The 18,682-nt window shown below is 66.6% G+C and carries 22 protein-coding genes; 10 read left to right on the forward strand and 12 right to left on the reverse strand.

The window, feature by feature from the left end:
- Positions 1-91 precede the first annotated feature (91 nt).
- From ACK4IU_RS08290 to rpsI, 4 genes are all read left to right on the forward strand, one after another.
- Positions 92-676: a uracil-DNA glycosylase family protein gene (locus tag ACK4IU_RS08290; protein WP_409733625.1), complete on the forward strand. Its 585-nt coding sequence runs from the start codon at positions 92-94 to the stop codon at positions 674-676.
- A gap of 4 nt (positions 677-680) precedes the next feature.
- Complete coding sequence (locus tag ACK4IU_RS08295) at positions 681-1,457, forward strand: SseB family protein (protein WP_409733701.1); 777 nt, start codon at positions 681-683, stop codon at positions 1,455-1,457.
- A gap of 260 nt (positions 1,458-1,717) precedes the next feature.
- On the forward strand, positions 1,718-2,182 hold the full coding sequence (rplM, locus tag ACK4IU_RS08300; RefSeq protein ID WP_409733628.1) for a 50S ribosomal protein L13: 465 nt from the start codon (positions 1,718-1,720) through the stop codon (positions 2,180-2,182).
- Positions 2,183-2,184: 2 nt separating this feature from the next.
- Entirely contained in the window at positions 2,185-2,667 is a 483-nt protein-coding gene (rpsI, locus tag ACK4IU_RS08305) for a 30S ribosomal protein S9 (RefSeq protein ID WP_409733631.1), read from the forward strand.
- A 57-nt stretch (positions 2,668-2,724) separates the two neighbouring features.
- On the opposite strand, the gene ACK4IU_RS08310 is transcribed toward rpsI, so the two are convergent.
- Together ACK4IU_RS08310 and ACK4IU_RS08315 are read right to left on the reverse strand one after the other, a co-directional pair.
- Positions 2,725-2,970, reverse strand: a complete 246-nt coding sequence (locus ACK4IU_RS08310; protein WP_409733634.1) for a hypothetical protein — start codon at positions 2,968-2,970, stop codon at positions 2,725-2,727.
- 164 nt (positions 2,971-3,134) lie between these two features.
- A complete protein-coding gene (locus ACK4IU_RS08315; protein ID WP_409733637.1) occupies positions 3,135-3,338 on the reverse strand; it encodes a DUF1127 domain-containing protein in 204 nt (67 codons plus the stop codon).
- 91 nt (positions 3,339-3,429) lie between these two features.
- On the opposite strand from ACK4IU_RS08315, the gene ACK4IU_RS08320 reads away from it, so the two are divergent.
- The 5 genes from ACK4IU_RS08320 (at position 3,430) to ACK4IU_RS08340 (ending at position 8,138) form a co-directional block, all read left to right on the forward strand.
- Positions 3,430-4,833, forward strand: a complete 1,404-nt coding sequence (locus ACK4IU_RS08320; protein WP_409733640.1) for a PLP-dependent aminotransferase family protein — start codon at positions 3,430-3,432, stop codon at positions 4,831-4,833.
- A 120-nt stretch (positions 4,834-4,953) separates the two neighbouring features.
- Entirely contained in the window at positions 4,954-5,214 is a 261-nt protein-coding gene (locus ACK4IU_RS08325; RefSeq protein ID WP_409733643.1) for a hypothetical protein, read from the forward strand.
- A 154-nt stretch (positions 5,215-5,368) separates the two neighbouring features.
- Complete coding sequence (locus tag ACK4IU_RS08330) at positions 5,369-6,238, forward strand: ABC transporter permease (RefSeq protein WP_409733646.1); 870 nt, start codon at positions 5,369-5,371, stop codon at positions 6,236-6,238.
- Entirely contained in the window at positions 6,235-7,041 is an 807-nt protein-coding gene (locus ACK4IU_RS08335) for an ABC transporter permease (RefSeq protein WP_409733649.1), read from the forward strand. Before ACK4IU_RS08330 ends, ACK4IU_RS08335 begins: the two co-directional genes overlap by 4 nt.
- Before the next feature lie 23 nt (positions 7,042-7,064).
- A complete protein-coding gene (locus tag ACK4IU_RS08340) occupies positions 7,065-8,138 on the forward strand; it encodes an ABC transporter ATP-binding protein (protein WP_409733704.1) in 1,074 nt (357 codons plus the stop codon).
- A 180-nt stretch (positions 8,139-8,318) separates the two neighbouring features.
- Here the strand turns inward: ACK4IU_RS08340 and ACK4IU_RS08345 are convergent, their stop codons facing one another.
- From ACK4IU_RS08345 to ACK4IU_RS08385, 9 genes are all read right to left on the reverse strand, one after another.
- Complete coding sequence (locus ACK4IU_RS08345; protein WP_149587077.1) at positions 8,319-8,930, reverse strand: TetR/AcrR family transcriptional regulator; 612 nt, start codon at positions 8,928-8,930, stop codon at positions 8,319-8,321.
- A complete protein-coding gene (gene ppk2 / locus ACK4IU_RS08350; protein WP_409733653.1) occupies positions 8,927-9,796 on the reverse strand; it encodes a polyphosphate kinase 2 in 870 nt (289 codons plus the stop codon). The genes ACK4IU_RS08345 and ppk2 overlap by 4 nt, the downstream gene beginning before the upstream one ends.
- A gap of 60 nt (positions 9,797-9,856) precedes the next feature.
- Positions 9,857-10,315 carry a cupin domain-containing protein gene (locus ACK4IU_RS08355; protein WP_409733656.1) on the reverse strand — a complete coding sequence of 153 codons (459 nt, stop codon included), beginning with the start codon at positions 10,313-10,315 and terminating at the stop codon, positions 9,857-9,859.
- Between the two features lie 22 nt (positions 10,316-10,337).
- Complete coding sequence (locus tag ACK4IU_RS08360; protein ID WP_409733659.1) at positions 10,338-10,937, reverse strand: TetR/AcrR family transcriptional regulator; 600 nt, start codon at positions 10,935-10,937, stop codon at positions 10,338-10,340.
- 72 nt (positions 10,938-11,009) lie between these two features.
- Positions 11,010-11,930, reverse strand: a complete 921-nt coding sequence (locus ACK4IU_RS08365; protein ID WP_409733662.1) for an alpha/beta fold hydrolase — start codon at positions 11,928-11,930, stop codon at positions 11,010-11,012.
- The gene (metA, locus tag ACK4IU_RS08370; protein WP_409733665.1) at positions 11,920-12,837 is read right to left on the reverse strand and encodes a homoserine O-succinyltransferase; all 918 of its coding nucleotides are present in this window, start codon (positions 12,835-12,837) and stop codon (positions 11,920-11,922) included. The genes ACK4IU_RS08365 and metA overlap by 11 nt, the downstream gene beginning before the upstream one ends.
- A gap of 51 nt (positions 12,838-12,888) precedes the next feature.
- Positions 12,889-13,752 carry an ATPase gene (locus ACK4IU_RS08375; RefSeq protein ID WP_409733668.1) on the reverse strand — a complete coding sequence of 288 codons (864 nt, stop codon included), beginning with the start codon at positions 13,750-13,752 and terminating at the stop codon, positions 12,889-12,891.
- A 98-nt stretch (positions 13,753-13,850) separates the two neighbouring features.
- On the reverse strand, positions 13,851-14,942 hold the full coding sequence (locus ACK4IU_RS08380) for an OmpP1/FadL family transporter (protein WP_409733671.1): 1,092 nt from the start codon (positions 14,940-14,942) through the stop codon (positions 13,851-13,853).
- A 94-nt stretch (positions 14,943-15,036) separates the two neighbouring features.
- A complete protein-coding gene (locus ACK4IU_RS08385) occupies positions 15,037-15,942 on the reverse strand; it encodes a DMT family transporter (RefSeq protein WP_409733674.1) in 906 nt (301 codons plus the stop codon).
- Positions 15,943-16,097: 155 nt separating this feature from the next.
- Here ACK4IU_RS08385 and ACK4IU_RS08390 point away from each other — a divergent pair, with 155 nt between their 5' ends.
- Positions 16,098-16,691 carry a nitroreductase family protein gene (locus ACK4IU_RS08390; RefSeq protein ID WP_409733677.1) on the forward strand — a complete coding sequence of 198 codons (594 nt, stop codon included), beginning with the start codon at positions 16,098-16,100 and terminating at the stop codon, positions 16,689-16,691.
- A 77-nt stretch (positions 16,692-16,768) separates the two neighbouring features.
- On the opposite strand, the gene guaA is transcribed toward ACK4IU_RS08390, so the two are convergent.
- Entirely contained in the window at positions 16,769-18,343 is a 1,575-nt protein-coding gene (guaA, locus tag ACK4IU_RS08395; RefSeq protein WP_409733680.1) for a glutamine-hydrolyzing GMP synthase, read from the reverse strand.
- Positions 18,344-18,682 lie beyond the last annotated feature (339 nt).

Here is an 18,682-nt window from a genome sequence, read left to right on the forward strand (position 1 = left end):
ATGGGCGGGGATTGCCGGGCAGGGCGGCCTTCCGGTGGGGCAGGGTACCAGTAGTCTTGCATCTCGGGCGCCGGACCCACAGGTTGCCCCCATGACCCTTTCTGCCGAGATCCTGGCTTGTCGCCGCTGTGCCGACCGCTTTGCCGCGGCGGCGACCGCCCATGCGCCGCGCCCGGTGGTCTGGTTCCGCCCCGGCGCGCGGATCCTGATCGCCGGTCAGGCGCCCGGCGCGCGGGTGCATGCCAGCGGACGGCCCTTCACCGACCCCTCGGGCGACCGCTTGCGGCAGTGGCTGGCGCTGACCGAGGACGAGTTCTACGACCGGTCCCGCATCGCCATCGTCCCGATGGCCTTCTGCTTTCCCGGCTACGACGGCAAGGGGGCGGACCTGCCGCCGCCGCCGCTCTGTGCCGCCACCTGGCGGCAGCGGGTCATGGATGCGCTTGGGCCCCCGCGCCTGACGCTTCTGGTCGGTGGTGCCGCGATCCGCTGGCATCTCGGCCCGCGCGCGGTGACGGCCGCCGTGGCGGATTGGCGCGGGCCGGCCGCGCAGGGCGTCTTTCCCTTGCCGCATCCTTCCTGGCGGAATACGGGGTGGCTGAAGCGCAATCCCTGGTTCGAGGCCGACATCCTGCCGGCCCTGCGCGCCCGGGTGCGGGAGGTGATGGATGACTGAGCTTGTGACGCTGCTGGATGCCGCCCATGCCGCCGTCTCGGCCGAGCCCGAGAACGAGGCCTTGCGCCTGCGCTTCTTCGAGCGGCTGGCCGATGGCGAGCTGGTCGTGCTGCTGGCGAAAGAGGCCGAGGGCGAGACGCTGGAGCCGCAGGTCTTCGACCTCGAGGACGGGCCGGTCGTGCTGGTCTTTGACCGGGAAGAGCGGCTCGCGGCCTTCACCGGTGGCATCGCGCCTTACGCGGCGCTGCCGGGACGGGTGATCGCGGGGCTTCTGAAGGGGCAGGGGATCGGCATGGGGGTGAACCTTGGCGTCGCGCCCTCGTCGATGCTTCTGCCTTCCGAGGCGATGGACTGGCTGGCCGAGACGCTGCAAGATGCTCCCGAGGAGGTCGAGGCGCTGCCCGAAGAATTCCACGCCCCCGCGGTTCCCGAGGCGGTGATCGCGGCGCTGGATGCCAAGCTGGCGCGGGCCGGAGGGCTTGCGGTCGCGGCGCTGCTGGCCGGCGTGACCTACCGCGATGGCCGGCGCGGGCATCTTCTTGCGCTGATCGATGCGGCTCCCGGGGCAGAGGGGGCGCTGGCGCGGGCGATGAACGAGGCGCTGGTCTTTTCGGGCGTCGAGGCGGGCGAGCTGGACGTGGTGTTCCTCGCTGCCGCCTCGTCCGCGGCGACGGCGATGGCGAAGGTCGGCCTGCGCTTCGACCTGCCGGAGCCGCAGGTGCAGGACCTGTCACCTGCGGCCCCGGGGATGGATCCGTCGCGCCCGCCGAAGCTGCGCTAGCCGGATCGCGCGCCTGCGGCGCAAGACCGAATCTCGCCTCTGGCCGTTCCGGCCAACCGGCTCGCGATGCCTTCGGCGAGAGTATTTCGGAAAGGGGCAAGTCCATACGGATTGGGGTAATAAGATACCTTTAATTTAAGTGCCTGTTATCATGCAGAAAAAAGTCATGTATGGTGCTTGACGCTGCAATCCGGTTCGGCGATAAGCCCGCATCCGAGATCCCGGGGGCAGTGGTGCCCCCTTCTTCATTGGAAATAACGATGAAAACCTTCACCGCTACCCCGGCGGACATCGAGAAGAAGTGGATCCTGATCGACGCCGAGGGCGTCGTTCTGGGCCGCCTTGCCACGATCGTCGCCAACATCCTGCGCGGCAAGAACAAGCCGACCTTCACCCCCCACATGGACATGGGTGACAACGTCATCGTCATCAACGCCGACAAGGTGCAGATGACCGGCAACAAGCGCAACGACAAGGTCTATTACTGGCACACCGGCCATCCGGGCGGCATCAAGCAGCGGACCGCGCGCCAGGTGCTGGAAGGCGCCCATCCCGAGCGCGTGGTGATCAAGGCGGTCGAACGCATGATCACCCGCAACCGTCTGGGCCGTCAGCAGATGACCAACCTGCGCGTCTATGCGGGCAGCCAGCACCCGCACGAGGCGCAGCAGCCGACCGTTCTGGACGTCAAGTCCATGAACCCGAAGAACACCCGGAGCGCGTGATCATGGCCGACATCAAATCCCTCGATGACCTGAAATCGGCCGTGGGTTCCGCGCCCGCCGCCGTCGAGGCCGCCCCCCGCCAGCCCGTGCGTGACAAGCTCGGCCGGTCCTACGCCACCGGCAAGCGCAAGGACGCGGTCGCCCGCGTCTGGGTCAAGCCCGGTTCGGGCAAGGTCGTGGTCAACGGCAAGGAGATGGCCGTCTACTTCGCCCGTCCCGTGCTGCAGATGATCCTGAAGCAGCCATTCACCGTGGCGAACGTGGAAGGCCAGTTCGACGTCTATGCGACCGTCGCCGGTGGCGGGCTTTCGGGCCAGGCCGGTGCGGTCAAGCACGGCATCTCGAAGGCGCTGCAGCTTTACGAACCCAGCCTGCGCGGCGCGCTGAAGGCTGCGGGCTTCCTGACCCGCGACAGCCGCGTCGTTGAACGGAAGAAGTACGGCAAGCCGAAGGCCCGCCGCTCCTTCCAGTTCTCGAAGCGCTGATCGCTCGACTTTCCGGTTCGAAAGGCCTGCCCCGGTGGCGGGCCTTTTGCTTTGCGCTCAGGCCTTTGCGGCCAGAAGTTCGGCGGTGCGCTTGGTGTTGTGGTAGATGCCGAGGAAGAGATACAGCATCCCGCCCATCATGATGACGTATAGACCACCCATGACCAGGATCGTCAGACCTTGCAGGAAGCCACCCTTTGGGCTTCCCATGGCCATGACGGCGAAAATCAGGACGGCAATCATCATCAGCACGACGATGACGGCAATGAGCTTCTCCAGAGCCAGGATGAAAAAGTCACGCATGAACGCGGTTCCCTTGTCGTTATGGTTGAGCCCTTCTTGGACGCGTGCAACCTGAAGCAAGGCGGGACTTCACGCAAGCGTGAGCGCTCCGACATGAAAAAAGGGCCGGGAAGACCCGGCCCAGTTCAGGGGTAAGAGCGTCGGGACGCTCGGGGAACTGGCACTCAGGGCTGCCAGAAGGGTTTCGCGATTTCGCGGCGGACTTCCTGCGCGTCAAGACCGATGTCGCGCAAGAGATGCGCGTCGAGGTGGGACAGGCGCTGGCGGTCGCGGCGGCGGGCGGTCGCGGCGGAAAATGCGGTCAGGAAGCGCGCGAAAAGGCCCCGCGGGGCGCGCAGCGGAAGGGTCTGGATCCGGGTCTGGGGCATTGCTGCCTCCTCCGATTTGTATTGATACAAAAGCCTCAATGAGGTAGAAACAATCTATGCCTGCCCCGCAATGAGTCGCCAGAGGATTATTGTGACTGATACAAATTGGGCGCCTGATCTGAGTCAATTTCCCGGTCCGAAGTATCTGGCCCTGTCCCGCGCCCTGCGGGATGCGATCCGCAGCGGCGTCTTGCCGGCCAATTCGCAGCTGCCGACGGTGCGCGATCTGGCCTGGCGGCTGCACCTGACGCCGGGAACCGTGGCGCGGGCCTACCAGCTTGCGACGCAGGAGGGGCTGCTGGCGGCCACGGTCGGGCGCGGCACCTTTGTTGCGGCACAATCGCCGCGGCTGGGGCCGACCCAGCCGCTCTACACCGAGCGGATCACCGGAGGGGCGACCGGGCTGGTCGATCTCCGCCCGCCCCAGGTGCCCGAGGTCGGCCAGGCCGAGGCGTTCCGGCGGGCGCTCCTCGACATGGCGGGGACGACGGGGCAGGGCTGGCTCGACTATACCAGCCAGATGGGCGAGGCCGCCCTGCGCGCCGAGGTCGTCGGCTGGATGGGCGACCGCATCCTCGGCCCCGTCGGGCCCGAGGACGTGGCGCTTACCCATGGCGGGCAGAACGCGATTTCCCTGATCTTCGACTGCTGCCTGCGCGGCGAGCGGCCCGTGGTGCTGATCGAGGAACTGGCCTATCCGGGCTTCCGCTATGCCGCCCGCGCCTCGCGCGCCGAGGTCGTCCCGGTCGAGATCGACGAAGAGGGCATCGTCCCGGCGGCGCTCGAGGCGGCCTGTCGCCGCCATGGTGCCCAGGTCCTGTGCCTGACGACCGAGGCGCAGAACCCCACCACCGGCCGCATGCCCGTGAAACGCCGGCAGGAAATCGCCGAGATCGCGCGGCGTTACGACCTCCAGATCCTCGAGGACGACTGCTATTCGGTCGCCGTTTCGGATGTCCCGTCCTTGCGGGCCCTGGCGCCCGAACGGGTCTGGCTGGTGGGTTCGGTGTCCAAGACCGTCTCGGCCGCCCTGCGCTTCGGCTATGTGATCTGCCCCGCGGGCATGGGCGAGGCCGGGCGGCTGACCGCGCAGCACGGGTTCTTCGCCCTGTCGCGCCCGGTGGCCGACCTGATGCTGCACCTCTTCCGCTCGGGCGACGCGCAGCGCATCCGCGAGGCGGTCCAGGCCGAGTTCGCCGCCCGCCAGCAAATCCTCGTCAACCACCTCGGCGCCTTCGACCTCGGCTGGCAGCCGGGCGTGCCCTTCGTCTGGCTGCGCCTGCCGCAGGGCTGGCGCGCCTCGACCTTCCTGCGCACCGCCGAGGCGCGCGGTGTGCTGGTCCGCTCGGCCGACGAATATGCCCTCGTCCACGGCCGCGCCCCGAATGCGGTGCGCGTCGCCATCGCCGCCGCCCTCCCGCGCGAGGCGTTCGAGACCGCGATGCAGACCCTTGCCGATCTCCTCGCCCGTCCGCCCTCGGACCTCCTGGTCTGAAAATCCCGACCTGTTGCATAAGGGACTCGCTCACGCGGATTTGCCCGGAAGCCCGATTGACCGGCCGGCCGTCCTTGCCGCACCCTTCGCGCACGAGCAGATAAGAAGCGAGCCCGAACAATGGGACTTCAACATACCTTCCACGCGCCGCATGGCGGCGCGGATTTCCTTGGTTTGCGCAAGAACCGGCACGGCAGCACCGAGATCGTCTATGACGACGGTGTCGCCCGGCGCATGATCTGGCGCGTGGCCTCCGACGACCCCTCCGAAGCGCGCATCAGCGAAGCCCTCCGCGTCGCGGTCGGCTCGATCCGGGTGGTGCCGACGCTTTACGACGAGCTGAAGAAACGGGCGATCGCGATCGAACGTGTCGCCTCCTGAGGCGCGGCCGGGTCCCCCGCGACCCGGCCGATCCCGCCCCTTGAGACGGGTTGATTTCGGCGCCGGATGATGGCCCTCTTGCCTAGACGCGGTCATCCGGTCTAGGTTTGATCAAATCACAAGGCCGCCGAAGCGCGGCCGGACAGGGGGAAGCATGGCCGCAACGCCGCGTTCCGAGGCCCGGGCGGGCCTCAAGCTGATCAGTCCGACGGCGATCTACGTGATTCTCCTCCTGGCCCTGCCGCTGGCCACGGTGCTGATCTATTCGGTGATGACCGGCGGGCGCGGCAACGTCTCCTTGCCCCTGACCATCGACAACTATGCCGAGCTCTGGTCCAAGCCGGTCTATGGCTACATCCTGCTGAAGTCGCTTCTCGTCGCGCTCACCGTCACCTTCATCACGGTGGTGCTGGCCTATCCGGTGGCCTATTTCGTCAGCTTCCACGTCAAGCCAGACCGCAAGAGCCTCTGGCTGTTCCTGATCACCATCCCGTTCTGGACCAGCTACATCATCCGCGTCAGCCTCTGGTTCGTGATCCTCGGCTATGACGGGCTTCTCGACAAGACGCTGATGTCGCTGGGCATCATGGACAGCCAGCTCAACTTCTCCAGCTACGGCATCCCGGCGATCATCTTCGTCCTAGCCCATGCTTATGCGCCCTTCGCGGTGCTGCCGATCTTCGTCAGCCTGGAAAAGGTGGACCGCTCGCTCCTCGAGGCGGGGCAGGACCTCGGCGAAAGCCGCTGGGTCACCTTCCTGCGCGTCACGCTGCCCCTGTCGATGCCCGGGGTGATCGCCGCGGCGCTGATCGTCTTCATCCCCACCGTGGGCGACTATGTCACCCCGAAACTCGTCGGCGACGGGCGCGAACCGATGATCGCCAACTTCATCGAGACGGCACTCCTGAAACTGCGCAACTACCCGCAGGGTTCGGCCTTCGCCGTGGCCTCGATGCTGATGGTCGGCATCGTCAGCGTGGTCTTCGTGCTCCTGAACCGCCGCTTCATCGGAGGCTCGAAATGAAGGCTCCCTGGCTGCGCGGCTTCACCTTCATTTACCTGCTGTTCCTCTACAGCCCGATCCTCCTCTTGCCGATCTTCGCCTTCAACGCCTCGAAGGTGGTATCCTTCCCGCTCTCGGGCTTCACCACCGACTGGTTCGTCGAGATGTGGAACGACCAGAACCTGCGGATCGCGGCCAAGAACAGCCTCATCATCGCGCTGTCGGTGGCGACGCTCTCGACCATCCTCGGCATCTTCGCCGCCCGTGCCTCGGTGCGCTACCGCTTCCCCGGCAAGGCGCCGATCATGGGCCTGATCATGTTGCCGCTTGTCCTGCCCGAGATGATCGTGGCCATGTCGCTTCTGGTCGTGCTTCTGTCCATGGGCGTGCCCCTGTCGCTGCTGACCGTCATCATGGGCCAGGTGCTGATCTGCACGCCCTTCGCCGTGGCGATCCTGACCTCGGCCTTCCAGTCGCTCGACCGCTCGCTGGAAGAGGCGGCGATGGACCTGGGCGAGACCCAGTGGTCCACCTTCCGCCTCATCATCCTGCCGCTGGTGATGCCGGGGATCCTGGCCAGTTTCCTCATCTGCTTCACCATCTCGTTCGACGAATTCATCATCGCGAACTTCCTCGGCTCGGGTCAGCCGATCCTGTCGGTCTACATCTTCGGCCAGTTCCGCTTCCCCTCCAAGGTGCCCTCGATGCTGGCGCTCGGGACGGTGCTGGTCTGCATGTCCATCATCCTGCTCGGCTTTGCCGAGTACATGCGCCGCCGCGGCATCGCCAAGGCGGGCGGCCAAGCTTCCGGAGGCATCCTGTGACCTTTTCCGACGACCGCCCGACGATGATTGAGTTCAAGGACGTCCACAAATACTACGGCGACTACCACGCGCTGCGGGGCATCAACGGCACGATCAAGGCCGGAGAGTTCTTCTCGCTGCTCGGTCCCTCGGGCTGCGGCAAGACCACGCTCCTGCGCACCATCGCCGGGTTCGAGGACATCTCCTCGGGCGTCATCATGATCGACGGCAAGGACATGGCCGGGGTGGCCGCCAACGTGCGCCCGACAAACATGGTGTTCCAGTCCTACGCCATCTTCCCGCACATGTCGGTGGCCGAGAACGTGGGCTTCGGCCTGCGCAAGGATCCGCGGTCGAAGGAAGAGAAGGCAAAGGCCGTGGCCGAGGCGCTCGAGATGGTGGGCCTCAAGGGCTATGGCAACCGCGCCGCGCATGCGCTGTCGGGCGGCCAGCGGCAACGGGTGGCGCTGGCCCGCGCGCTGATCCTGAAGCCCAAGGTGCTGCTCCTGGACGAACCCCTGTCCGCGCTCGACAAGAAGATGCGCGAACACATGCAGGTCGAACTGATCAAACTGCAACGCCAGGTCGGCATCACCTTCATCCTGGTGACACATGACCAGGAAGAGGCGCTGGTCATGTCCGACCGCATCGCCGTGATGTTCGAAGGCGAGATCGCCCAGCTGGCCGATCCCGAGACGCTGTATCGCCGGCCGAACTCCAAGAAGGTGGCGGATTTCATCGGCACGATGAACTTCATCCCCGCAACCGTGCTGTCGGAAAGCAACGGGTCGGTCGAGGTCGAGGCCAAGGGGCTGGGCCGGGCGACGCTCGATGCCTCGATGGCGCCACCGGCGAAGGGGGAAAGCCCGGTGGTCGGCCTTCGGCCCGAGACGCTGACGCTGCTCTACGACGACCAGAAGGCGACCGAGCGCGAGACGGACGGGGTGATCGACGAGGTGATCTACTTCGGCGACATGACCTATTACGATGTCTATCTCGGCGGCACGGATATCGAGGTGCGGCTCTCGATGCGCAACGTGCCCGGCCGCCCGGTGCTCGAGGTCGGCGACAAGGTCCGCGTCGCCTGGAGCCCCTCTGCCCTGGTCCTGTTCCGCTAGCAGAAACTCCTCGTTCGACTTCGTCTCCTCGTCGTGTGACGCCGCAGCGAGGAGCGACGAAGTCGAACGACGAGCGGTGCCGCAGGCCCTGCCGACCGGGGTTAAGAAACCGCTAACGTCCGCCAGCAACATTTTGATCTGAAGCGATAATCGGCGATTGTCCACCGTGGACACATCGGCTCAGCGATCGGGCGACAAGAGCCCCAGGCCCCGCAGGTAGATCCCGATCCCGGTCTCCAGGAGGTCTTCGGGAGGCCAGGGCTGAGGGCCGCCGTTCCCGCGCAGGAACAGCTCCACCACCCCGTGGCTGACTGCCCAGACATGGGCCGAGACCATGCTCGCCGGCGGCCTGCGGGCCTCGGGCAGGCCCCGGACCAGCCCCTCCGCCGCCCGGTCCATCGTCGCCCGCGCCTTGGCCGCGACCTGGGCAAGGTCCGGATGCTGCCCCGGCTGCAACCCGCTCTCGAACATCGCCTGGTAGTGGCCGGGATATTTCCGCGCGAAGGCCAGGTAAGCCCGCCCCGTCGCCTCGAAGGCGGCAAGGGGCGTGGGCCGCCCGCCGTCGTAGGCGTATTCCAGGAGCGCCGCGAAGATGTCGAACCCCTGCCGCGCGACCTCGGCCAGCAGGTCGTCCCGCCCCGCGAAGTGCCGATAGACCGCCGCCGGCGTCACGTCCGCCGCCTTCGCGGCCTCGGACAGCGTGAACCCCTGCGGCCCCTTCTCGGCGATCAGCGCCAGCGCCGCCTCGACCAGCGCCTGCCGCAGGTTGCCGTGGTGATACCCGCGCTTCATTCCCGAAGCTTCGGCCCGCCACAGATCTTCCCGTCGATCTGGCCGATCGCGCCGACATCCTTGCCCGGATAGTCCACCGAGGCGAGGATCGTCTGGATCGCCGCGATTCGCGCGCGCTTCTTGTCGTCGGATAGGATCACCGTCCAGGGCGCATGCTTGAAATGGGACCGCTCCATCGTCTCGTCGATGGCCTTGCAATAATCGTCCCACTTCGCCAGCCCGTCCACATCGATCTGGGACAGCTTCCACTGCTTCAGAAGATCCCCCTCGCGGTCGAGGAACCGCTTCAGCTGCTCGGCCCGCCCGACCTCCAGCCAGATCTTGCGCAGGATGATGCCCTCCTCGACGATCATCTGCTCGAACTCGGGCAGCTGGCGGAAGAACTTCTCGCGCTGTTCGGGGGTGCAGAAGCCGAAGACATGCTCGATCATGGCCCGGTTGTACCAGCTGCGGTCAAAGAGCGCGATCTCGCCCCGGGCAGGGAACCAGTCCACATAGCGCTGGAAATACCATTGCTGGCTTTCGCGTTCCGTGGGCTTGGACAGCGCCACGACATAGGCCTGGCGGGGATTGAGATTCTCGGTCGTGACCTTGATCGTGCCGCCCTTGCCGGCCGCGTCGCGGCCCTCAAAGACCACGATCAGCCGTTGCCCGGAAGCCCTGATCCCGGCCTGCATCTTCGCCAGCTCGATCTGCAGCGCCGCCATGTGGCGGTCGTAGTCCTTGCCCTTCATCTCCTCCCGGTAGGGGTAGGAGGACGTCAGGATATCGTCCTTGTCCGCCGCTTCGATCGCCTTGCGCACCTCTTTCGGCGCGCCTTCGCGGAAATAGCGGCTGATGGCGCCGTCAAAGGGAAGCTGGGTCATGGGTAGGTCCTCCTGCGCGGCAGAGTAGAGGGATTGCCGGGCAGAAGGAAGCAGGCACGATCAACCGGGAGGGGCGACCATGCCGATCCCGTGCCGGGCCATCGCGGCGCCGATTGCGGGAAAGTCGGGCGCCTCGCCCGGGGCAAGGGGGGTGTCGCGGCCGATGTCGCGGAAGAAGGCGATCATGCTGTCGTCCAGCATCACCAGAAAGCGGACCGGCGCATCGCTTTCGTTGGCATAGTTGTGCGGTTCCATGCTGCTGATCGCCGCACTTTCGCCGGGGTTCAGGCGGATCGTCGTCACGCCCTGGGGGCCAAAGCTGCGGACGGTCAGGGTGCCCTCGACCACGGCAAACAGTTCGGGCGAAGCATGGGTGTGCGGCGGGGTGCCGGAACCGGGAGGCGCCTCGACCTCGATCAGGTGGTTCGCGGTGCCGGGCAGCTGGCCCAGAAAGCGCAGGTGGTCGGTGACGACCCAATGGGTCTCAATCCGCTCGCGCGGGGTAATCGTGATCGTCATGGTCATGTCCTTCAGGTGGTGATCAGTCCGCGTCACTGGCGGGGCTGGCGGCAGCGGACAGAAGCCGTTCCAGCGCCCAGGCTGCGGTCTGGCCGGCTTCCGCGCCGGTCAGACCGCCATAGTCCTTCAGCACCTCCCAGGCGGCGGCGCTGTAGAGAAGATGGGCCAGAGCCTCGATCCGCGCCTTTTCGGCCGGGGACAGGTTGGCCGTCACCGGCGCCAGGCTGGCCGAGAAGGCCGCGCGACGACGGGGAAGCTGCGACAGGCGCATGTCGCGGCCCGCCCGGCTGTGCAGGCCGGCCCGGACCGCGCCTTCCAGGCTGTCCATCCGGGCAAAGCCTTCGCGGATCGCCTGGGCCAGCGCCGCCGGGTCGCCGGGCGCGATGGTGACGCCCAGCCGGTCATTCAGCCACTGGAAGGCTTCGGCCAGCAGCGCCTCGCGGGTTTCGAAGTGGCGAAAGACGGTGCGGCGTTCCACCCCGGCTGCCCTGGCGATGGCGTCCATCGAGGCGTCTTCCTCGGCCTGCATGAGGTCGATGGTCGCCGCCAGGATCCGCTCGCGCGTCGCCTTGGCCTGCTCTTCGCGCAGCGCGGATCTGTAGGGTCGGGGGGAACCGGACATCGTCGCCTCTCATTTGATGACATCATATGTGACATCAAACTAGCAGCCTGTCAATTAGCGTAACTTATAGTGTCACCAATTTTCGCTGGCGCGGTCGATGGCCTCGATCACCCTGTCGGGGTGGGAATGGTGCGGCATGTGCCCGGCACCCTCGATCACCGCCAGGCGCGCGTTGGGCAAGAGGTCCGAGACCGGGCCGGAATGGATGGAGAGCGGCACGATGGTGTCGGCGGTGCCGTGCACCAGTTCCACCGGCAGGGTCAGCGCGGGATAGCGGGGCTCCATCGTCACCAGCTCGGCGCGCAGCGCGTTGACCTGTGCGGTGTTGGCGGCCAGCGTCTCGCGCCGCAGGGTCAGCGCCGCGCCCAGCCAGGCGTCATAGCCGGGCGGCACCGGGTCCGGGGCAAAGACTGCGGCGGTCGCCTGCCGCACATAGCTGTCCGGTACCCAGGCCGAGGCCAGCGGCACCGCCAGCGCCCGGCCGATCGCCGTCGAGGTCACCCGGTACCAGGGGTCGAGCTTGCCCGGCCAGGGCATCGAGGGGCTTGCGACCAGCACCAGCGCCCGCGGCCCGCCCTCGAGCGCCCAGGCCAGGGCGACAGAGCCGCCGTAGCTTTGGCCCAGAACCACCGGATCGACGATCCCCAGCTGCGCGAGGCCCGCCTTGATGTGTCGCGCCTGCGCGCGCAGGCTGGTCTCGGGCAGGTGGTCGGAATGGCCCAGGCCGGGCCGGTCCACCACGGTGACCCGGTAGCGGTCGGTCAGCCGGTCGCGCAGGGCGAAGGTCAGGTCGCGCAAGGACCCCGAGGCGCCGTGGATCAGCACCAGATCGGGGCCGCTGCCGGCCGTCTCGTAGTGCAGCCGCAGGCCATCCACGGTCACGAACTGTCCGCTGGGCGGAAAGGCGGCCTCGGCGGCGGCCTCGCGCGCCGCGGCCCGCCAGTGGGTGACACCGGCGAGGCCCAGGGCAGCGATGAGGAAACTAGCGGCCAATCGCTTCGATATCATATGGCGTGGACTGGTAGATCTCGTTGATCCAGTTGCCATATAGAAGATGTGCGTGGCTCCGCCAACGGTTCAGCGGCGGGCGCGACGGGTCGTCATCGGGATAGTAGTTGACCGGCACGTTGATCGGCGTGCCATTGGCCACGTCGCGGTCGTATTCCTGTTTCAGCGTATCGCTGTCGTATTCGAAGTGGTTGAAGATGTAGAGCGCCCGGTGCGCCGCATCCTCGACCAGGCAGGGGCCGACCTCGTCGCTGCCAAGCAGGGTCTTCAGGCCGGGGGCGGCGTCGATCTCGGCCTGCTTCATCTCGGTCCAGCGGCTGACGGGGATGACGAAATCGTCCGAGAACCCGCGCAGGTAGGGGGAAGTCGGCGCAAGATTCTGGTGGCGGAAGCAGCCGAAGGCCTTTGCCGGCAGCATGTGCTTCTGCACGCCGTGGAAATGGTAGATCATCGCCATGCCGCCCCAGCAGACGCCGAAGGTGGACTGCACGTTGGTCTGGGTCCAGTCGAAGACCTCGCACAGTTCATCCCAGTAGGTGACTTCCTCGAAGGGCAGATGCTCGATCGGCGCGCCGGTGATGATGAGGCCGTCGAACTTTTCGCCCTTCACCGCCTGGAAGGGGCGGTAGAAGGTTGCCATGTGCTCGGCCGCGGTGTTCCGCGTCTCGTGGCTGGTCATGCGGATCAGGTGCAGGTCGATCTGCAGGGGCGTGGCGCCGATCAGCCGGGCGAACTGGTTCTCGGTCTGGATCTTCTTCGGCATCAGGTTCAGGAGGCCGATCTTCAGGGGCCGGATATCCTGATGCGCCGCGCGGTCGGGGGTCATGACCATGACGCCCTCGGACCTCAGCACGTCGAAGGCGGGCAGGGTTTCGGGCAGGGTGATCGGCATGGTCTGGTTCCGGTGAAGAAGGCAGGAAGCTAGAGGCGCTCGGCGGCGAGTTCAAGGGCCCGCCCGGTCGATCGCCAAGGCCATGAGCCGGTCGAAATCTGCGGCGCTTTGCACTTCGCCCACCTCTTCGGCCGTCACCGTCACCCCCCAGCGCGCCATGGCGGCATAGCGCGGCTGGCGGTGGGCGAGGGCCCGGGCATAGGTCCAGCGCACGAAATGGTCGGGATCGCAGCTTTCCTCGGAAACAGAATGGGTTGCGCGGTATTCTTCCCACGCCGCATGAAGGAAGTGCGGCTGGTAGTACATCGGCTTCGGCGCGCGGTCGAACCGGCGGACCAATTCTGCGGTATGCGCGTCCGACCCCTTGATCCAGACCATCAGCAGCGTCTCGGCCAGCTGGCGCATCACCGGGTCGTCGGGGTTGTCCGGCTCCACCACCTCGCAGATCGAGCCGGAGGTGTCGCAGACGAAATGCGGATAGCCGTAGATGTCCTCGGCGCGCTCCATGAACCGGGCGGTGTCCAGCGTCGCTGCGATCTCGGCCTGGCGGTGCTGATCCTGCCGCTTCATGTATTCGGCGAAGGGCAGGCCGCCCCGGGCCGGATCGCCGGGCTTGCCGAGGTAGGTGGACAGGGGCGCGAGGTTGTCGAATGTGATGTTCGAGGCGATATAGACGCTGTCGGTCATCAGAAGCTCGCGCAGGAGCGGCACCTTCATCGCTTCGCGCTTGAAGTTGTCGGCGATGTATTCGCCCATGTAGCGGGTGCCGATCCGGTAATCGACCGAGTAGTGGAACCAGTCGCCGTGGTCGCGCAAGAGGTTGGAAAGCCGGGTCTTTCCCAGCCCCGACATGCCGAACAAGAGGATCCGCTTGCGCGGAGCCGCCAGATAGTCCTGTCCCGAACGGTAGATCATCGCGTCACCCCCGGCGCCGGTCTTAGCGCCCGTGCGGCGGCTTCACAATGCAAAACCCCGCCCGGAAGGGGCGGGGTTCGCGCATGGCTTGGGCTGGCTCAGAAGGACCAGCCGACCTTGATCCCGACGCCGACGACCGAGTTCCCGGTCATCGAGGCGCGGGCGGTGTCCGGCGTGCCGGTCTCGGGGCGCGCATCGCCCAGTTTCGTATAGTTGATCCCGGCGGTGATCTTCATGTTGTCCATGGTATAGACCGCGCCGATCGTGGCGCCGATACGCCCGTTGGTGGGCGCGAGCGGCGAGACCAGGTCGTCGGTGCCCTTGCCCTCGTAGTTGATCGAGAAGGACCCGGCCCAGTTCTCGTTGAACCGGCGCGCCACGCCAAGGGTATAGGTCACGGTATCCTCAAGCTCCACCAGGCCGTTGCCGGGGAAGTTCACCGGGTCGATCAGGAAGTTCGACCAATCTGCCCAACGAATCTGGCCAAAGACCAGCGTGTCCTTGGCGACACCCGTCTGGAAGTCGAGGTTGACGGTCTGCGGCGTCTCGACCTCGGTCACGGTCCCGGTGGCCGGCGGGATGATGGTCTGGGTGGTGCCCATCTCGTGCTTGATCGCCGAATTGTAGGTCAGCGCGATGCGCAGGGCGATCTCGGGCTTCTCGTAGGCGACGCCGATCAGGTAGCCCGGTGCCCAGTCGCCGGCGAGTTGCACGTCATAGCCCGACAGCGGACCATAGGCCAAACCCTGAAGCCGGATGTTGCCCTTGGCGTGCTGCATGCGCAGGCCGCCATGGACCGAGAATGCCTCGTTGAACTTGTAGCGCAGGATGCCCGTGACGGCATAGGTCTCTGCCTGGGCCGTGGTTCCGCCCAGCAGCGGCGAGGTCAGGGCATACTGGATGTCGGCGCCGAAGGGCTGATCGACATTCAGCGCCATCGAAAGCTGGTCGTTGATGTCGTACTTGTAGCTGAAGCCGAGCTGCGTGTAGGTGCCGGCCACGTCCCCGGTCGGCGCCGTGGCCACGTCCCGGCCTTCGATGGTAGGCGAGGCCAGGCCGAAGGACAGTTCCAGGTAGCGGCCCTTCTCGAACAGCGCGCCAAGGCCCTGGCCCGAACGGTCGATCCCCCCGGCCGTCGCGCCCGATGCTGCCCCAAGGACGGCGACAGACGCCATGAGAATTCGTTTCATTGTGCTCTTCCCTCGAACTGATGTCCCGCACCGGGACTCTCCCCGGGGAAAACGCTATGCGCCCGCGGAGAACGGGTCAATCAATGACGCCACGTCACGGTTTTGTGACCATCTGCCCCTGTGGCGCGGGGGCCCCACTCGCCCCGTTTCGTTTCAGCGTCAGCCAGATTCCCGCGAAGATCAGCCCGGCGCCAAGGAACAGCGTCGGCTCGATCGGCTCGGCATAGAACAAGGCGCCGACCGCCGCGATGATCGGCAGGCGCGCGAAATCCACCGGGACGACCACGCTTGCCGGCGCAAGGCTGAGCGCAGTCGTCAGGCAGAGATGTGCGCTGATCCCTGCCACCGCGATCAGCCCCAGCCAGGGCAGCGTCGCCGCGGTCGGAAGCGCCACCGGCCCCATCAGCACCATCGCCACTGTGCCCAGCACCGCCTGCATCAGCGTCAGCCAGAACAGGATCGAGATGATTGCCTCGCCTCGGGTCAGCGCCTTGGTCATCATCGTGGTCGCCGCGAAGAACACGGCCGCCGCCGCCGCCGCTAGCACCCCGGGTTCCAGGGTACCGAACCCGGGACGCGCGACGATCAGCACGCCGGCGAACCCAAGCGCCGCGGCGGCAAGCTTTCGCCGGGTCAGGCGCTCTCCCAGAAAGAGCGGCGACAAGAGGATCACCCAGATCGGCGAGGTGAACTCCAGCGCGAAGACCTGGGCCAGCGGGATCAGGGTGATCGCCCAGAACCACAGCGACTGGCCGGTGAAGTGAAAGAGGTTGCGCAGCACATGGCTGCCCAGCCGGTCGGTGCGGATCCTGCCTGTCTGGCCAAGCATCAGGCCGACTGCGACGACGATCACCCAGCCGATCATCGACCGGAAGGCCAGGATCTCGAACGTATCATGTGCGCCCTTGATCTGCCGTGTGGCGATGGCCATGGCGGTGAAGGCGGCGATGGCACCGGTCATCCAGGCGGCAGCGGCAAGCGGGCGGTAGGTGCTGGTCATCGCGGCACAGTCGCCGCGGCTTCGGCAATTGTCCAGCCCGAGCCGGAGGAACCGGGGCAGCTGTGCAGCGAGGCACAGATGCAGGCAATGGAGGGCGGTTGTCCGTCCTGTGGGCGCGCCCTATTTGCAAGCGCATGCCACAGGAGAATTCGACGATGAGCCTCGATGCGATCCATGCCCGCCAGCCCGACCACCCGGTCGCGGCGCAGTTTACCGACCGCTGGTCGCCGCGGTCCTTTACCGGCCGGGCGCTGTCCGAGGCCGAGGTGATGTCGCTCCTCGAAGCCGCCCGCTGGGCGCCCTCGGCCTCGAACCACCAGCCCTGGCGCTTCGTCTGGGCCAGAGCCGGAGAGCCCGCCTTCGCGGCGATCCACCAGGCATTGACCGGGAACAACCTGGTGTGGGCCGGGCGCGCGGGCGCGCTGATCGTGGTGGCCTCGAAGGACGCCGTCACCAACCGCGAGGGAGCGGAGGTGGCGAACCGAACCGCCGGCTTCGACACCGGGGCGGCCTGGATGAGCCTCGCCTTGCAGGCCCATGCGATGGGACTTGTCGCCCATGCCATGGGCGGGTTCGACAGGGACAGGCTGGCCCAGGCGGTCGGCTTGCCTGCGGGCCACACGCTGCAATGTGTTGTGGCGGTGGGCGAACAGGGCGCGGCCGAGGCTCTGCCTGAAGACCTGCAAGCCCGCGAAAAGCCGAGTTCACGCAGGCCCGTGGCAGAAATCAGCCGCCATGGGCGGTTCTAGCGCCTGCTCCTCGTGCGACTTCGTCTTCTCGTCGCGGGACCGCCCGGCCGACGAGGGACGAAGTCATCGAGGAGGCATCATTCCAGTTCGATCGTTCCCGGCGGCTTCGAGGTGCAGTCGTAGAAGACCCGGTTGATCCCCTTGACCTCGTTGATGATCCGCGTAGCGGTCTCGCCAAGAAAGTCGTGGGTGAACGGATAGTAATCGGCAGTCATGCCATCGACGCTGGTCACCGCCCGCAGGGCCAGCGCGTAGTCGTAGGTCCGGCCGTCGCCCATCACGCCCACGGTCCGCATCGGCAGGATCGCGGCGAAGGCCTGCCAGATCTCGTCGTAAAGCCCATGCTTGCGGATCTGATCGATATAGACCGCATCGGCCCGGCGCAGGATGTCCAGCTTCTCGCGGGTGATCTCGCCCGGGCAGCGGATGGCAAGGCCGGGGCCGGGGAAGGGGTGACGGCCGATGAACGTCTGCGGCAGGCCAAGCTCGCGGCCAAGCGCGCGGACCTCGTCCTTGAAAAGCTCGCGCAGGGGTTCGACCAGTTTCAGCCCCATCTTCTCCGGCAACCCGCCGACGTTGTGGTGCGACTTGATCGTGACCGAAGGCCCACCCGAGAAGCTGACCGATTCGATCACATCGGGGTAGAGCGTGCCCTGCGCCAGGAACTCCGCGCCGCCCACCGCCTTCGCGTGCTTCTGGAACACGTCGATGAACAGCTTGCCGATGGTCTTGCGCTTGACCTCGGGGTCGGAAACCCCCTCCAGCGCGCCGAGGAACAGCTCGCTCTCGTCGGCATGGATCAAGGGCATGTTGTAGTGGTCGCGGAACATGCTGACGACCTGCTCCGCCTCACCCAGCCGCAGAAGCCCATGATCGACGAAGACGCAGGTCAACTGGTCGCCGATCGCTTCGTGGATCAGGACCGCCGCCACGGACGAATCCACGCCCCCGGACAACCCGCAGATGACCTTGGCGCCGCCGACCTGTTCCCGGATCCTGCGGATCGCCTCCTCGCGGTAGGCGCCCATGGTCCAGTCGCCCTTGAAGCCCGCCAGCCTGACGAAGTTCTCGTAGAGCTTCGCGCCCTTGGGGGTGTGGTGCACCTCGGGGTGGAACTGGACGGCGTAGAAATGCCGCTCGGGGTCGGCGGTGATGGCGAAGGGCGCGTTGGGCGAGGTGCCGAGGACCTGGAAGCCGGGCGCGAGTTTCGAGACATGGTCGCCGTGGCTCATCCAGACCTGCTCGCGCGCCTGGGAGCCGTCCTCGGGCGGGAACCAGCCGGCGAGGATCGGATGCGTCAGGTCGGTGGGTGTCACGAAGGCGCGGCCAAACTCGGCGGTGCCGTGGCCGCCTTCGACCTGGCCACCAAGGCAATGCATCATCACCTGCTGGCCATAGCAGATCCCAAGGATCGGCACGCCAAGGTCGAACACGCCCTTCGGGGGCATCGGCGCGTTCTCCCAGTAGACCGAAGCCGGGCCGCCGGAGAAGATCACCGCCTTCGGCGCGAAGGCCTTCAGGAAGGCGTCGTCGATCCGGTTGTAGGGGTGGATTTCGCAATAGACGTTCAACTCGCGCAGGCGCCGCGCGATCAGTTGCGTCACCTGGCTGCCGAAGTCGATGATGAGAAGGCGATCGTGTGTCTGGCTCATGCGCCCGCGTAGCCTTTGGGCCGCGGAATCGCAAGGGCAGGGCAGGCCGGCCGAAACTTTTCGCCGAAAAATTCCGTCCTCCGCCACGTCGCAGACGGGCAATGAGGATGTCGCTTTTGGAAAGGATTGGCCGGTTTCGGGGAGAGGTGGCGGCGCGATTGGCGGCATAAGGGCGGCAAACATCCCCCGGAGGTGGACCATGAACGAAGTTGCAGGGCGCCGGTCGCGCAGTGGAGGCGGCGCGAGCCGCCGGGCGGAACGCACCGCGATCAGCTTCGAGACCGCGCGCTTCATCCAGCGCAACATCCCGAACTTCGAGATCCTGAACGAGGAAGCGCT

This window comes from Tabrizicola flagellatus (assembly GCF_046295235.1).
GTDB classification, from domain to species: Bacteria; Pseudomonadota; Alphaproteobacteria; order Rhodobacterales; family Rhodobacteraceae; genus Tabrizicola; species Tabrizicola flagellata_A.